Annotated in this window: 10 protein-coding genes and 1 tRNA gene; 3 read left to right on the top strand and 8 right to left on the bottom strand. The window is 59.7% G+C overall.

Going from position 1 to position 14,985, the window contains the following annotated elements; translation table 11 throughout:
- Nucleotides 1–8 precede the first annotated feature (8 nt).
- Together AC3B5A_RS00905 and AC3B5A_RS00900 are read right to left on the bottom strand one after the other, a co-directional pair.
- A complete protein-coding gene (locus AC3B5A_RS00905) occupies nt 9–1,625 on the bottom strand; it encodes an L-serine ammonia-lyase, iron-sulfur-dependent, subunit alpha (protein WP_489798093.1) in 1,617 nt (538 codons plus the stop codon).
- 163 nt (nt 1,626–1,788) lie between these two features.
- Nucleotides 1,789–2,826, bottom strand: coding sequence for a LacI family DNA-binding transcriptional regulator (locus AC3B5A_RS00900; RefSeq protein WP_489798092.1), 1,038 nt, complete (start codon nt 2,824–2,826; stop codon nt 1,789–1,791).
- Nucleotides 2,827–3,043: 217 nt separating this feature from the next.
- Between AC3B5A_RS00900 and AC3B5A_RS00895 the strand changes: the two genes are divergently transcribed.
- The 3 genes from AC3B5A_RS00895 (at nt 3,044) to AC3B5A_RS00885 (ending at nt 6,507) form a co-directional block, all read left to right on the top strand.
- On the top strand, nt 3,044–4,804 hold the full coding sequence (locus AC3B5A_RS00895; RefSeq protein WP_489798090.1) for a glycoside hydrolase family 13 protein: 1,761 nt from the start codon (nt 3,044–3,046) through the stop codon (nt 4,802–4,804).
- A gap of 186 nt (nt 4,805–4,990) precedes the next feature.
- Nucleotides 4,991–6,265, top strand: coding sequence for an MFS transporter (locus tag AC3B5A_RS00890; protein ID WP_489798088.1), 1,275 nt, complete (start codon nt 4,991–4,993; stop codon nt 6,263–6,265).
- A 161-nt stretch (nt 6,266–6,426) separates the two neighbouring features.
- Nucleotides 6,427–6,507, top strand: a tRNA-Leu gene (locus AC3B5A_RS00885).
- Here the strand turns inward: AC3B5A_RS00885 and AC3B5A_RS00880 are convergent.
- The 6 genes from AC3B5A_RS00880 to pth form a co-directional block, all read right to left on the bottom strand.
- The gene (locus AC3B5A_RS00880; RefSeq protein WP_489798488.1) at nt 6,466–7,515 is read right to left on the bottom strand and encodes a Ppx/GppA phosphatase family protein; all 1,050 of its coding nucleotides are present in this window, start codon (nt 7,513–7,515) and stop codon (nt 6,466–6,468) included. The two genes, AC3B5A_RS00885 and AC3B5A_RS00880, sit on opposite strands and share 42 nt — an antisense overlap.
- Before the next feature lie 115 nt (nt 7,516–7,630).
- On the bottom strand, nt 7,631–8,248 hold the full coding sequence (locus AC3B5A_RS00875; protein WP_489798486.1) for a DUF501 domain-containing protein: 618 nt from the start codon (nt 8,246–8,248) through the stop codon (nt 7,631–7,633).
- Nucleotides 8,249–8,259: 11 nt separating this feature from the next.
- A complete protein-coding gene (locus tag AC3B5A_RS00870; protein WP_489798484.1) occupies nt 8,260–8,748 on the bottom strand; it encodes an FtsB family cell division protein in 489 nt (162 codons plus the stop codon).
- Nucleotides 8,749–9,268: 520 nt separating this feature from the next.
- On the bottom strand, nt 9,269–10,564 hold the full coding sequence (gene eno, locus AC3B5A_RS00865) for a phosphopyruvate hydratase (RefSeq protein WP_489798086.1): 1,296 nt from the start codon (nt 10,562–10,564) through the stop codon (nt 9,269–9,271).
- Nucleotides 10,565–10,726: 162 nt separating this feature from the next.
- On the bottom strand, nt 10,727–14,263 hold the full coding sequence (gene mfd, locus AC3B5A_RS00860; RefSeq protein WP_489798084.1) for a transcription-repair coupling factor: 3,537 nt from the start codon (nt 14,261–14,263) through the stop codon (nt 10,727–10,729).
- Nucleotides 14,253–14,852, bottom strand: a complete 600-nt coding sequence (gene pth / locus AC3B5A_RS00855) for an aminoacyl-tRNA hydrolase (RefSeq protein WP_489798083.1) — start codon at nt 14,850–14,852, stop codon at nt 14,253–14,255. Before pth ends, mfd begins: the two co-directional genes overlap by 11 nt.
- Nucleotides 14,853–14,985: the final 133 nt, after the last annotated feature.

Here is a 14,985-nt window from a genome sequence, read left to right as displayed (position 1 = left end):
ACACTAGACTAGCACTCAACCACGTTGACCGCGAGTCCTCCCTTGGAAGTTTCCTTATACTTGGCCATCATGTCCTCGCCGGTATCCTTCATGGTTTTAATGGCCTGATCAAGCGTGACGATGTGCCCGCCGTCTCCCAGCAACGACACCCGCACAGCATTGACCGCCGTGTTGGCCGCCATGGCGTTGCGTTCAATGCATGGCACCTGCACCAGTCCGGCCACAGGGTCGCAAGTCAGCCCCAGGTGATGCTCGATGCCGATCTCGGCAGCGTTCTCCACCTGCTCGGGTGTGCCGCCCATCACTTCGCATAACCCTGCGGCAGCCATGGAACACGCAGACCCGACCTCACCTTGGCATCCTACTTCAGCTCCGGAGATCGAGGCATTGCGTTTGAACAGATAGCCGACGGCACCTGCTGCCAAGAGGAAGCGGATGACCCCATCTTCGTCGGCGCCATCGCAGAAGTGCCAGTAATACTCCAGCACGGCAGGAATGATGCCGGCAGAACCGTTGGTGGGTGCTGTGATGATGCGGCCACCTCCGGCATTCTCTTCATTCACCGCCATGGCAAACAGATCCAGCCATGCCGAATGCGAGTCATAGAGCACGCTGGCATCCGGTACCGGCGTTGCGCCCTGATGTATCTGCGGCAGCACGTCATCGTTTGCATCATCGGCATGCCGGATGCCGAACGTGTCACTGGCCGCACCAGGCTGAGCAATCCCCCGCCCGACTGCGGAAGACGCCTGTGCACTATGAGTCAGCCCCAGCACATCGGCTCCGCTGGCCAAGCGCTGATAGATTTTCGGCGCACGCCGAGGCACATTAAGTCCTCCCGGAAGTACCGTCTGGCGACTGGTGCAGCCGGCATTGACGCACTCTTGCATGTATTCCCACACGCGCAGCAGGCGCGCCCTCACTTCAGCCTCAGGCTGCACGGCAATTTCATTCTCCCAGGCAATCTGCGAGATGCTTTTCCCCGTGGTACGGCACAGTTCCAGCAATTCTACGCTGGACGAGAACGGATACGGAGCTTCGGCAGGGAAATCAGCATCGTCCGCACTCTCTTGATCAGCGAAGGACGAGCCTGCCGGAGGCTGGTCATGAATGCCGATCATCAAGTCATCTGCGTGGCCCTGACGAATAAAGCCGCCACCGATGGAATACCAAACCTGCTCGGCAATCACCTCGCCGTTGCCTGCAAACGCTTTGAAGCGCATACCGTTGGTGTGTGGCGCCAGCCGTTCCCACTGTTCAAACACCACGTCACGATCATAGTCGAACTCTACGCGATGCGTGCCATTGAGCATGATGAAACCATTGCGCTCACACTCGTGTTTGATGTCAAGCAAATGATCGGTGTCAACCGTGGCCGGCACACTGCCCTCCAAGCCAGCCACCGCAGCACGGTCGGTTCCGTGCCCCAAACCGGTAAGAGAAAGCGACCCATACAAGGTCACTTCCACACGACGCACCATATCGATGAGTTTGCGTGAGGCATCTGCCGCCGCTGTACCGGTAGAGAGAGAGGACGCAAACGCCGCACCGGCCGCCATCGGCCCCACGGTGTGCGATGAGCTGGGCCCCACTCCTACTTTGAACATATCGAGAATGCTGAACATGACCAATATTCTAGCCGTCCGCATACCCGTATCGGAGCCGCTGCGCGAGCAGAGAAACGGCGCGTTCATACCGCCGACACAGCACGGTTACCGAACCGTCATACAGGTGACATACGGCAAGCAGAAAGGCGCGGCAGTTGGCACTTCGCGCCCCACCTGCGATTCACTGTTCTGGCGCAAATGTGGTGGTGTCACGTACCATGAGCACCGACCTCACCACATCATGAGGCTGTGCCAGAGGTTCGGAACGCATTAGGGAAAGCGCCTTGAGGGACGCGTTTCGAGACATGTCAACCGGATCCTGGTGGATGGTGGTCAGCCCAACAGCACCGGCCACATCATTGTCGTCAAACCCTATTACCGACATATCCTCGGGCACGCGCATACCTTTGCTGCGCAGACGAGCCACCAGCGGCACCGCAAAATCGTCCGTCTCCACACAAATGGCGGTCGGACGAACCGGTGCCTGAAGAATCCGGGAGGCCGCCGCGTCAAGCGCCTCATCACGGCTGCGATAATCCCGTACTTTCCCCAAGTCAAAATGTTGCACCTGCCGCCGGCTATACCCTTGTGCCTGTGCAGCCTCGACGAAATCGCGAACACGCAGCTGGGTACTGAATTCCAAGTCCCCCGGTTCGGGCCACCCCACAAACCCGATGTTGCGGTGTCCCAACGCCCTGAGCAGACGAACAGCGTCATCCATGGCCCGTTTGTCGTCCATGAGCACCGAAGCGTCGAAACCTGTGATGGTTCTGGAATCAAGCCCCACAGTAGGAATGGTGAGATGCTTGAGTACTCCAATATGCCGTTTGCTCAGGTTGATGGAGGCAACGACCACCGCATCCACGTTGCCCCCAGCGGGCAGCCGGTCAAAGAACTCGTCAAGCTGGGAGTGATCGCGCACCATGTTGGGAATGATGTCGTAGTGGCTGGGCACCAGCACTTCGTAGGCCCCCTGCATCACACCGGCATCAAACCAAGTGTTGAGCGCGTCTGAGAAGAGCAGCGACACCCTCATGGTCTTCCCGCTGGCCAGCGACGAGGCATTGCGCGCAAAGGAAAAATGCAGACGCTGCGCCGCCTCTTTGACTGTCCGGCGTGTGCGCTCATCGACTTTATCCAAGCCTCGCAGCGACCTGGAGACCGTGGAATCCGAAACCCCTGCCTCCCTCGCAACGTCATGAAGCGTGACCCTGGCCATGCATTTCCCCCTAGCTGACGCCGTTTCTTGCACGGATTGTACTGACGGCGAAACGTTTCTGATTCTACTGCAACTTGGCAACTCGCGCTGTTCATGGGGCGAGTTGACTTTTACCATGCAAGCGCTATTATTTTGCAGTATCGGCATTTCACCAGACAATAACGTCTACAAATGCTGAAATAACCATATTAACGCCATGCACTATAAGGAAGTAGCTATGCAAGAACAACATAACGAAACGCATGATAAAAGCGCTTTTACCGATGCTGACCTGTGGTGGAAACAAGCAGTGGTCTACCAGATCTACCCACGCAGTTTCAAGGACTCCACCGGATCGGGCCTAGGAGACATCAACGGCGTCACTTCCAAGATGGACTATCTCAAAGAGCTCGGTGTGGACGCCGTATGGCTCTCACCCTTCTACCCTTCCGAGCTGGCCGATGGCGGCTACGACGTGCAGGACTACCGCAACGTCGACCCCAAGCTGGGCACCATGGACGACTTCGACCGCATGGTGGAAGCAGCCCACGCCCGCGACATCAAAGTGATGGTCGACATCGTCCCCAACCACTCCTCCCACCTGCACCCCTGGTTCCAGGAGGCACTCAAAGCAGCCCCCGGTTCCCCGGAACGTGAGCGCTACGTCTTCCGCGACGGCAAAGGTGAGAACGGCGAATTGCCCCCCACCAACTGGCTTGCCAACTTCGGCGGTTCTGCCTGGACGCGCGTACCCGATGGCCAGTGGTACCTGCACCTGTTCACCAAGGAGCAGCCTGACTTCAACTGGGACAACCCCGAGGTGCGTGAGGACTTCATCAAGACACTGACCTTCTGGTGCGACCATGGCACAGACGGTTTCCGCATCGACGTGGCACAGGCTCTGGCCAAGGATCTCGATCGCGACGACCTGGACAACTACGATGTGGACGCCATGCACGTCACCGTGGAAGACGGCACCCACCCGGTCTATGACCGCGAGGAGGTGCACGAGATCTTCCGTCAGTGGCGCAGCGAGGTCTTCGACAAGTACACTCCGGCACGCTTCGCCGTTGGTGAGGCTTGGGTGCCGGCTTCACGTCAGCATCTCTATGCTCGCCCCGATGAGCTGGGCCAGGTGTTCAACTTCAAATTCGCCGAATGCAACTGGCTGCGTGACGAGATGCACAGCGCCATCGAGGACGGTATCGCCTCGGCAGCGCAGACCGGCGGTTCCACTTCCACCTGGGTGATGGGCAATCATGATGTGCCTCGCAGCGCCACCCGCTATGCGTTGCCGCAGGTCAAGACCAACAACGGTTTATACCATGCCATCGCCAATGATTGGATCTTGCGCGACGGCACCACCTACGTCGAGGATCGCGAAGCCGGTACTCGCCGTGCGCGTGCGGCAGTGATGCTGGAGATGGCGCTGCCCGGTTCCGCCTACATTTACCAGGGTGAGGAACTCGGCCTGTTCGAAGTCGCCGATATTGCATGGGATGATCTTGAGGATCCGTGGGCGTTCGGCACTTCTCGCAACTTGTCCAAGAAAGGCCGCGACGGCTGCCGCGTGCCACTGCCTTGGGAGGACGATGCAAGCAATACGTACGGCTTCTCCCCCGCAGGCGCTTCCAAGCCGCATCTGCCCCAGCCTGCATGGTTCTCTCAAGTCGCAGCCCGCACGCAGGAAGAGGACGACAGTTCGGTGCTCTCGTTGTACCGCAAGGTGGTCAAGATGCGTCATGAGCTGCAGACCACAGACACGAGCCTGACCTGGCTTGACGGGTTTGACCGCCAGGGAAGCGAACCTGACGGAGCTGACGGCAACTTGGGCGGTTCGATCGCCTATCGCCGTGCGAACGGTTGGGCCAATGTCACCAATTTCAGCGCTGAGCCGATGACCTTGCCTGAAGGTAAGGTGCTGCTCACCTCCAGCCCGCTCAACGCCGACGGCACCTTGCCGCAGGATACGTCCGCGTGGATTCAGCTCGACGACTGAGCCCTGCCGGAATGCCGTTCGGTCACCGTTATGCCCCGAACGGCGTTCGACATGCTTGTGTGGAGTGGTCTGAACCGCCACTCCACGTATGAATTCCACATACCAATCCAGGTTTGCCTGTTCAGCGCAGCGTAGGAGCTGCGACCGTACGATCAAACCCTCACAGCAATACAGTAAAGAAGTATCATGGAACAAAACATCACCGCCAACGAGCCGTCATCCGCCCAACCAGGCAGCAGCTCTCGTCGCGAAGCTTGGCGTTACATCATTGGACTCTTCGTCTACAACACACTCACCTATGTGGGCTTCACCATGGTGGGCAGCGTGCTCATGCCACAGCGCCTGCGCGACATCGGCGTAGACGACCCCAGCACCCTGCTCGGTACCATCAACGGCGTGGGCGCCGTACTCTCCATGTTCATCAACGTGTTCATCGGCAGCATGTCCGACCGCACACGTTCCCGCTTCGGCAAGCGCACCCCATGGATTGTCTCCGGCGCGGTACTGTGCGGCCTGTCCTTCTACGCCACCGGCCTGCCCACCATCGGTGTTGGAGTGGGCATCGCCTACTGCTTCTCGCTCATCGGCCTGAACATGATGATTGCCCCCATTACCGCCATCCTCTCGGACCGTGTGCCCGAGCGTGACCGCGGCACCGCTTCGGCGGCGTTCGGCGGTGGCGCTGTGATCGGCCAGGGCCTGGGCAACCTGCTCGCCGCCCAGTTCATCTCCCACACCACCATCGGTTTCGCACTCTCCGGCATTTCCCTGCTGCTGGCCGGATGGCTGGCCATGGTCATCATCCCCAAGGAGAAGGCCAACCTGGACACCCCGAAGAACAACGAGTCGTTGTGGAAGGTGCTCGTGCACGCGTTCACTCCGCCGACCAAGGGTGCGAGCGACTTCTGGAAGGCATTCGTGTGCCGTACCGGCCTGCTCATCGCCTATCAGATGATCACCGCCTACCAGCTCTTCATTTGCGAAGACCGTCTCGGGCAGAGCAAGGCCGAGGCCGGTGCCGTAATCGCCACAATGTCGGTGATCACCATGGTGGTCTCGCTCATCGCCACTGCCGTTTCCGGCCCCATCTCCGATTTCATCAAGCGCCGCAAGCCTCCTATCGTTTTCGCCTGCGCGCTCTACGCCATCGGCATCGCCCTGGCATGGGCCATCCCGACACCTACCGGCATGCTGCTGTTCGCCGGTGTGGCAGGCTTTGGCTACGGCATGTATTCGGCCATCGATCAGGCGTTGAACGTCGCAGTGCTTCCTAACAAGGAGAACGCCGGCAAGGACCTGGGCTTCATCAACATCGCCACCTGCGCCGGTCAGGCCTTGGGTTCGGTGTGCACCACGGTTTGCGTGGCCATCGGCCACGGCTATGATCTGGTGTTCCCTGTCGCCATCGTCATGACCGTCGTCTCGGCAGGTGCCGCCCTGCTCATCAAGCGTGTGAAGTAACACGTTCGATTGAGGTTTCCCTGCGTGTGGGGTGTAGCGATTAGTGTCGCTGCACCCCACATGTGTTCGATAGATCCTTTCACACATGCTTCAGTTCCCACACACGCTGCGGCTGTAGTGTAGAGCGCTTGTGGCACAATGGCTATGTCTGTTTCAGACGTGCCCCCGTGGCGGAATTGGTAGACGCACCTGACTTAAAATCAGTCGCCATTGGCATGTCGGTTCGAGTCCGACCGGGGGTACAACAACCGGGCTCCGTAGTCCATCACAATGCCGTCCAACAGACCGTGATCGCTGGAGACAAATGAGTCAATAGGCGTACCATGGTCAGCCTGTGCAGCGGCAGACACCCGTTCAAGCACACGATTCCACACCAATGCTCCGCCACCCACCACATCGATGCGGCCGGGATGAATGGCCCGATAGCTCGAACGTTCCGCCCGGGACATCCTCAAGAACTTCTCATCGACCGCCACAGCGTCTGCAATAGGCAACCGAACCCCATCAACCGCGCTATGATCGTACTCATCGAGCCCCAATGCCAGCGCAGTCATGGTGGTAACACTGCCCGACACGCCAATGATGGTGCGCGCCTGCCCGGCAGGGACATGCTCAAACGCCTCGTCAATATGCCGGTCAACGTCGGCTACGGCCTCATCAATCTGCGCCTGCGTGGGAGGGTCGGCCAACAAGTGCCGCTCCGTCATGCGCACCGAGCCAATATCCATCGAAAACGCGGCGCGCACAGACGTAGCCGGAGCGTCCACACCGTCTCCACCAAGCACCAGCTCCGTGGAGCCACCACCCAAGTCGACCACCAAATACGGGGCTTCAAGACCGTTTCTCGGCACACTGCCAGTGGCACCCAAAAAGCTTAACGCCGCCTCTTGAGTCCCTGCAATCACCTCGGGAGTCACCCCCAGAATGTCACGGATGCCCTGCTCGAACACGTCGCGGTTCTGCGCATCCCTGGTAGCCGAAGTGGCCACGAAACGCAGCCCGTCCACCGGATGCTCCTGCAACACTGCAGCGAAGGCATGCGCGGCATCCCACGCACGTTCCAGCGCGGCCTCGGAGAAACGGTGGTGTTCATCCACTCCTTCGCCCAAACGAATCACACGCAACATACGAGGTACGATGTCGTCCACATGTCCGTCCTGATATACGCGTGATACTTTGAGACGAATCGAATTCGTACCGCAGTCCACACCAGCTACCACTACCGAATCCCGCTGTGCCGTCTGTTTCATGATTGCTTCCTTCGTCAGATACCTAAAGATTCGATCGCAGCCTTACTGCCGCATGCCGTTGCAGTGGTCTCTCATGCACATGTGCCACATTCGAGTCGACCAGTGAAGCTCGCCCTCACTCCAACATATCCGCTCGCACACTGCACCGGCAGACGTCCGGCGAGAACTCATCCTTCACCTGTTCCAATACACTGTCTCCGAACGGGTTGATGCCAGCACCCATCACCAGCGTCTGCGCCAGCAAGGCATGCAGGCACTTCACACGAACCGGCATACCTCCTGCACTGATGCCCTGCACATGTTCCTCACTGTCACCAAGTCGTGCCGCCAGCTCGGAACGGAACGCCAAGTACTGCTGATGGGCGGCGCGGTAACACGCCTGCAGATCTTCACTGCCTTCCAGCTCCTCCGTCATCTGTGCCATTGCCCCGCTTGCCTCCACATGAGAGACCGCTTTCACCGCCTCCGGGCTGGTGAGGTAACACGTTGTCGGGAAAGGGGTGCCGTCCGGCAGCTCTGGACGCGTCACCACGGCCAACGGGCTGCCGCAGACTGCACACCTGGCTCCAACTGCCACCATTCCCCTAGGATAGCGACCTAGCTGTTTGGTGACCATGGCGATGTCCCGTTCACTCGGGGCATCACTCATTACACGATCCACCAGCGCTTGTGCCGCGGTGCGTATGGCAGCCGGAATGTCTTGCTCGGCTTGCTGTTTGGACGATATTGTCATGTCTGTCTGGCTCATTTCTTTGAACTCTTGTCATCAGTGCCGTTATTGTCTGCACCATTTCCGGCATCGCTCTTGGGATGTGTCTTGTCTTGGGCACTGCCCGACACCACTCCGGTGTCATCGTCGCGCTTGGGCAATGGAGCATCGGCCTTCTTGAACGAATAGGACATCTCACTGTACCAGGGCAACGGTTTGGACACTGCGGTAGCCGAACCGCCCTTTTTGGGCTTGACTCCGGTCACCGCCTCCGGATGCTCCACATGCACAGCCTGCTCACCCGGAAACACGAAGCCGAGCCGTTCCCTGGCCTGAGCGGTAACATAGGCTTTGTCGTCCCAACGGGCGATGTCGTTCTCCAGACCGCGTTTTTGCGACTGCAACGAAGCTTCCTGTCGTTTCAGTCCGTTGAGTTCCGACAGGTTCTGTGCATAGCTATGGAACGTGGCAACCAGTTGAATCGTTCCCAACAGCACAATGAATACGGCAGCGAACAAGGCTATAGGGCCAGATTCCCGTTGCTGCTTAGCTCGCGTCGCGGAGCGTGCGGAACCGGTTTTGGAGCGTGCCTTGTCCCGGTCAGCAGACTTGTTGTTACGTGCGTGACGGTCATCTTTGCGTGCATTCAGAGACGAAGTGGAACCGCGTTTCTTCTTTGCGGATACGCCGCTCGGTACAGCATGCTCACGCTGTGATCGTGCACTGGCAGCCTGCCGCTCTCGGTCTAATTCAGCGCGCACGCTCTGCGCGGCGCGAGCCTTCGAAAAGCCTCTGGGGTCTGATGATTGGCGAGCGTTTGGCATTGACTGCCTCCGTTCACTCACTTGTCTTTCACCCCTGCGTCTGCCGCTTGGCGAGCCACCTGAATTGGTACTACTCATAGTCACGAAAATACCCGCCGCATTCGACCTTATGCAGAATGCGGCGGGTGGAACAGTTCGGGCGCACACCTTACTGGAAGATGTGCGCCCGAACTCAGTATTGTGCTCGCATCAGGCGCTGACAACGCGCCATGCTGAACACTTACTTCATGTACTTCTTGCAGGCCTTGAAGGCGCTGTAGCCGGCATACTGAGCGGTGGAGCCAAGCTCCTCCTCGATCTCAAGCAGGCGGTTGTACTTGGCGATGCGCTCGCCACGGGCCGGGGCGCCGGTCTTGATCTGGCGGGTGTTCTTGGCAACCGCGAGATCGGAGATGGTGGTATCCGGGGTCTCGCCGGAACGGTGGGACACCATGGAGGTGAAGCCGTTGGCGGTGGCCAGCTCGATGGCGTCGAGGGTCTCGGTGACGGTGCCGATCTGGTTGAGCTTGACGAGCAGGGAGTTTGCGGCCTTCAGGTCGATGCCCTTCTGCAGACGCTTGGGGTTGGTGACCAGGAGGTCGTCGCCCACGAACTGGAGCTGGTCGCCCAGAGCGGCGGTAATCTTCTGCCAAGCTTCCCAGTCTTCTTCGGCGAACGGATCCTCGATGGAAACCAGCGGGTACTTCTCCACCAGGCCCTTGTAGTAGTCGAGCATGTAGTCCGCGTCGCGGTCCTCACCATCGAAGTGGTACTTGCCCGTCTCCTTGTTGTAGAACTCGGAGGAGGCCACGTCCAGGCAGATGCCGATCTGACGGCCGGGCTCGTATCCAGCCTGCTCGATGGCGGTCATGATGTACTTGAGGGAGTCCTCGTTGGACTTCATCTTGGGCGCGAAGCCGCCTTCGTCACCAAGGCCGGTGTTGTAGCCTTCCTTCTTCAGGATGGAACGCAGGGTGTGGTACACCTCGACGCCGGCGCGCAGGGCCTCGCTGTAGGTGTCGAAGCCGTAGGGGGAAATCATGTATTCCTGGATGTCGGTGGCGAAGTCCGCGTGGGCGCCGCCGTTCATGATGTTCATGTTCGGCACCGGGAGGATGTGGCCGTTGGTGCCGCCGATGTACCGGTAGAGCGGCATGTCGGCCCAGTCGGCAGCGGCATACAGGGCGGCCAGGGACACGCCGAGGATGGCGTTGGCGCCGAGCTTGCCCTTGTTGGGGGTGCCGTCGAGCTCAATCATGGTTTCGTCGAGCGCACGCTGATCGGTGACGTCCATACCGATGATCTTCGGGGCGATGACCTCGTTGACGGCCTTGACTGCGTCAAGCACACCCTTGCCCATGTAGCGGGACTTGTCGCCGTCGCGGCGTTCCCAAGCCTCTGCCTCGCCAGTCGAAGCACCTGAGGGCACCAGGCCGACGCCCTGAGCGCCGTCATCGGTGTCGAGCACGACCTGCACGGTCGGGTTTCCACGGGAATCAAGGATTTCGCGCGCGTATACGCTTTCAATTGCTGCCACAGCTACTCCTTAGCGTTGGTTTCTCTAACAAATTCCAGAATAGTGGCCTTGTTGGACGAGCGAGAGGCAAAATCACGCGTATTTGTGAACGCTCACACAACCGGTTGCCGCGCCCACGTGCCCCGGCACGCTCACATTGCTATGGCTCTGCCGGCATCCCAGTCAGCGCGCCGCACCCGTCCAAGCCAAATCCTTGAGCAACTGCGACGCCCACTCCAGCACTTCGTCGCTGCTCATCGGCCCGGAGCCCAGCGATCCGTTGAATGGCGCCGGCAGCAGCACCGTGTGGGTGACCGGCCGGTACTGCATACCGTGGTAGATGCGGTTCAACCTCATACGCAACGATTCCGGCGGGTCGAACTTGGAGATGCGCACGCGCGAGCCTTGTCCGATAATCTCGGTGATACCCAGCTTGCGCGCGGCCTCACGCAGACGAGTGACCTCAAAGAGTGCGTCGAATTCCTTAGGCATGGCGCCATAGCGATCCGTCAGCTCGTCGCACAAATCGTCCAGGTCCTCTTCGGTATGTGCTGCGGCAAGTTTGCGGTAGGCCTCGAGGCGCAGCTTGTCGGAATCGATGTAATCCACCGGGATGGACGCTTCGATGGGCAGGTCTATGGTGACGGCGACCGGTTCGGTTCGTTCCGGCTCCTTGACCTGTTCCACAGCGTCGGAGACCATGCGCACGTAGAGGTCAAAGCCCACGCCCTCGATGTGGCCGCTCTGCTCGCCACCCAGTAGGTTGCCGGTGCCGCGCAATTCCAGATCCTTCATGGCCACGTCGTAGCCTGAGCCCAGCGCCGTGTTCTGCGCGATGGTGGCCAGGCGGTCGTGCGACTGCTGGGTCATCGGCTTGGTGGGATCATAGAGGAAGTAGGCGTAAGCACGCTCCCGCCCGCGCCCTACGCGACCTCGCAACTGATGCAGCTGGGAGAGACCGAAGCGGTCGGCCTGGTCGACGATGAGCGTGTTCGCATTCGAGATATCAAGCCCCGTCTCGATGATGGTCGTGCACACCAGCACGTCAATATCGCGATGCCAGAAGCTCTGAATGATCTCATCGAGTTGTTTCTCACGCATCTTGCCATGAGCCACGCCAATGCGCGCTTCCGGTACAAGTTCGTGAATCTTGGACGAAACCTTGTCGATGTCGTTGACCCGGTTGTGCACGTAGAACACCTGTCCCCCACGCAGTAATTCGCGTCGCACAGCCGCAGTGACCTGCTGATCCTCCTGCGCTCCCACGTATGTGAGCACCGGCAGGCGATCCTCGGGAGGAGTGGCGAGAGTAGACATCTCACGAATGCCCGTCACCGCCATCTCCAACGTGCGCGGGATGGGGGTGGCGGACAGGGAGAGCACGTCGATGTTGGTGCGCAGCGCCTTGAGCGTCTCCTTGTGCTCCACACCGAAACGCTGCTCCTCATCAATGATGAGCAGCCCCAAGTCCTTGAACTTGATTTTGGGGTTGAGCAGCTTATGGGTGCCGATGACCACGTCCACCCTGCCGGATTCCAAACCTTCGAGCGTCTCGTTGATCTCCTTGGTGGTTTGGAAGCGGCTCATGGCAGCCACCTCAACCGGGAAGCCATCGTAGCGCTCGGTAAACGTCTCGTAATGCTGCTGCACCAGCAGCGTTGTGGGCGCCAGCACCGCCACCTGCTTGCCGTCCTGCACGGCCTTGAAGGCGGCACGCACCGCGATTTCGGTCTTTCCGAAGCCCACATCACCGCAGATGAGACGATCCATGGGCACCGGTCGTTCCATGTCCGCTTTCACCTCGGCGATGGTGGTGAGCTGATCGGTCGTCTCTTGGAACGGGAACGAATCTTCCAGTTCCTTCTGCCATGGGGTGTCAGGTCCGAACGCATAGCCGCGCGCCGCCTGACGAGACGAGTAGAGTTTGACCAGGTCATCTGCGATCTCATGTACGTGCTTGCGCGCCTTGGCCTTGGTCTGCGCCCAGTCCGAGCCGCCGAGCTTGTTGAGCTTGGGCGCATCGGAACCAATATACTTCGACACCAGTTCAAGCTGGTCGGTGGGAATGAACAGCCGGTCGGCCGGTGCGCCGCGTTTGCTGGGAGCATACTCGATGACCAGATATTCGCGCGTGGCCTTGTTGGCCCCCACACCCGTGGTACGCTGCCGCATCTCGACGAAACGACCGACACCATGCTGCTCATGCACCACGAAATCGCCGGTTTTCAACTCCATCAGGTCAAGCGGTTTACGACGCCTGCCACGTGTCTTGGTGCGTGCGGCAACACTGGTTTTTCCAGTCAGATCACGTTCAGTGAGCACAGCCACTTTGGCCGCGACATCCACAAAACCGTCAATCATCTCGGCCTGCGCCGTGTGGAATTTCGTAACGCCGACGCCTTCCACCGCCCGCTGCAGCCGTGCCAGCGTAGTGGCCGAACCAGCGGTCAGCGTGACATCGATCCCGGCACTTACCAATCCTTCGATGCCGGAGGCGGCCTTGTGCTCATCACCCCGGTATTCCGCCGCGGCCTGAGCATCCAGACTGATATGGCCGGCGACGGAAGCGTCTACACCGAAACCGGTAACCTTCCATACATCATGGTTCGCATATTCAAGCTGGGCAACACTTTCACCGAAGTCCATGAAACTGGCCTGCTCGAAGCTAATCGGGGCGCCTGCACCGTGTCCGCTGGCCGCCACATGCCAACTGGCTGCGAGGAATTCGTTCGCCGTCTTGACCAGGTCGTCAGCAGCTCGGCGCAGTTTTTCCGGATCGGACAGCATGAGCACCGCGCCTTTGGGCAGCATGCCGGACACCGGTTCCATATCCGTCACCAGTGCGGGAATCAGCGACTCCATGCCTTCCACCGGAATGGCATCGGCAATGGAAGCGAGCATATCGTCGGCATTGGGAATCTCTCCGATAAGCGCCTTGGCTCGCGCACGCACGGCATCAGTGAGCTGCAGTTCACGGCAGGGCGTGGCCCATACCATATCGATGTCGTCACCATACGTGCGCTGATCTGAGGCGTGGAACTCGTGCATGGTGTCGATCTCGTCGCCAAAGAACTCGATACGAACAGGATGCGGGAGCGTGGGAGGGAACACGTCGAGAATGCCGCCGCGCACCGCGAACTCGCCGCGATTGACCACCAATTCCACCCGCGTATAGGCGTTCTCCACCAGTCGTACGGCTGCCGTATCCAGCTCTATCTCGTGCCCGCGCTCAAATACCAACGGCTCCACCTCACCCAGACCTGCCACCACAGGCTGGATGAGTGAACGCACCGGCATCACGAGAATGCGTATGGGACCGAACACCGGATTCCCTGTTTGGGGGTGACTCAGCCTACGGAACACTGCCATACGGCTTGCCACGGTATCGGAGCGCGGTGAAAGGCGTTCGTGCGGAAGCGTTTCCCATGCTTCAAGCTGGCACACTTCCTGCGGGTCGCCCTCATACCAGGCACGAATCGCTTTGACACTTTCCTCGGCCTCGCGCGAAGAGGAAACCACCATGACCACCGGTGCCCGTCTGGCCGCCGCAGCCGCCAATGCCGGACGGATACCAGTGGGGGCACCTACCGTAATCGCGGCATCGGCAGCACCCACGGGACCGTCCACCTTACCTTCGACCAGCTGACTGAAGGACTCATCACGCTGCAAGCGTTCCAGCAGCGGAACCAATGTGCCCGATGCATTCACCTCATCGGCCATTGAACCGCTCCTGTGCCGCATTCAGCCCGGTGACCATAACGGTCTCGACAGCATCCGCCCCATCGGCAAGAAACTCCGGCAACTCTTTGCGCTGAGACGCCGCGAACCCGCCAAGCACCCAGTCAATGGTATTCTCGTGCGCTCTGGCACCACGTTCGGCATGACCGACCCCCATGCGCACACGCGCATACTGGTTGGTCCCCAGAGACCTGTCGATGGAACGGATACCGTTGTGCCCACCGGCCGAGCCGCCCGACTTTACTTTGATGCGGCCGAAGTCCAAGTCCATATCGTCGTGCACGACGACCACGTGTGCCGGCTCAATACCGTAATAGGAACAGATGGACGATACAGCGGCACCCGAGTCGTTCATAAACGTGAGTGGTTTGGCCAGGAAGAACTTGACCATCTTACCGTCCAGACGCATCACGCCTTTTCCGAGATCCGCCAGGCCTTTATGCCCACTGAGCGAGACCGACCAACGCTGTGCCAACTCATCTGCCACCATGAAACCCATATTGTGACGGGTGCCTTCATATTTCTTACCAGGGTTTCCCAGCCCCGCCACCAGCCAAAAATCAGATGCCATCCGCGCTCTGCCCATCCTTTGTCATCCAAAGCCCACACGCCAAGTGACCGGCACGATATGCCGGTCTGCCAAGCACTGCACAGTCGAGCGTGCCGCGCTGTGAGAGCCAACCACCGCCTCATCCTACTGGAAA

Source organism: Bifidobacterium sp. ESL1133 (assembly GCF_058107325.1).
The sequence above is the reverse complement of the archived record's forward strand: the minus strand, read 5'-3'. Positions and strand labels throughout refer to the sequence as shown.

Excerpts from the sequence above, each read along its gene's own strand:
- AC3B5A_RS00905 (WP_489798093.1), bottom strand. The coding sequence starts at position 1,625 with ATGTTCAGCATTCTCGATATGTTCAAAGTAGGAGTGGGGCCCAGCTCA.
- AC3B5A_RS00900 (WP_489798092.1), bottom strand. The coding sequence starts at position 2,826 with ATGGCCAGGGTCACGCTTCATGACGTTGCGAGGGAGGCAGGGGTTTCG.
- pth (WP_489798083.1), bottom strand. The coding sequence starts at position 14,852 with ATGGCATCTGATTTTTGGCTGGTGGCGGGGCTGGGAAACCCTGGTAAG.
- AC3B5A_RS00875 (WP_489798486.1), bottom strand. The coding sequence starts at position 8,248 with ATGACAATATCGTCCAAACAGCAAGCCGAGCAAGACATTCCGGCTGCC.
- AC3B5A_RS00880 (WP_489798488.1), bottom strand. The coding sequence starts at position 7,515 with ATGAAACAGACGGCACAGCGGGATTCGGTAGTGGTAGCTGGTGTGGAC.
- AC3B5A_RS00895 (WP_489798090.1), top strand. The coding sequence starts at position 3,044 with ATGCAAGAACAACATAACGAAACGCATGATAAAAGCGCTTTTACCGAT.
- AC3B5A_RS00890 (WP_489798088.1), top strand. The coding sequence starts at position 4,991 with ATGGAACAAAACATCACCGCCAACGAGCCGTCATCCGCCCAACCAGGC.
- mfd (WP_489798084.1), bottom strand. The coding sequence starts at position 14,263 with ATGGCCGATGAGGTGAATGCATCGGGCACATTGGTTCCGCTGCTGGAA.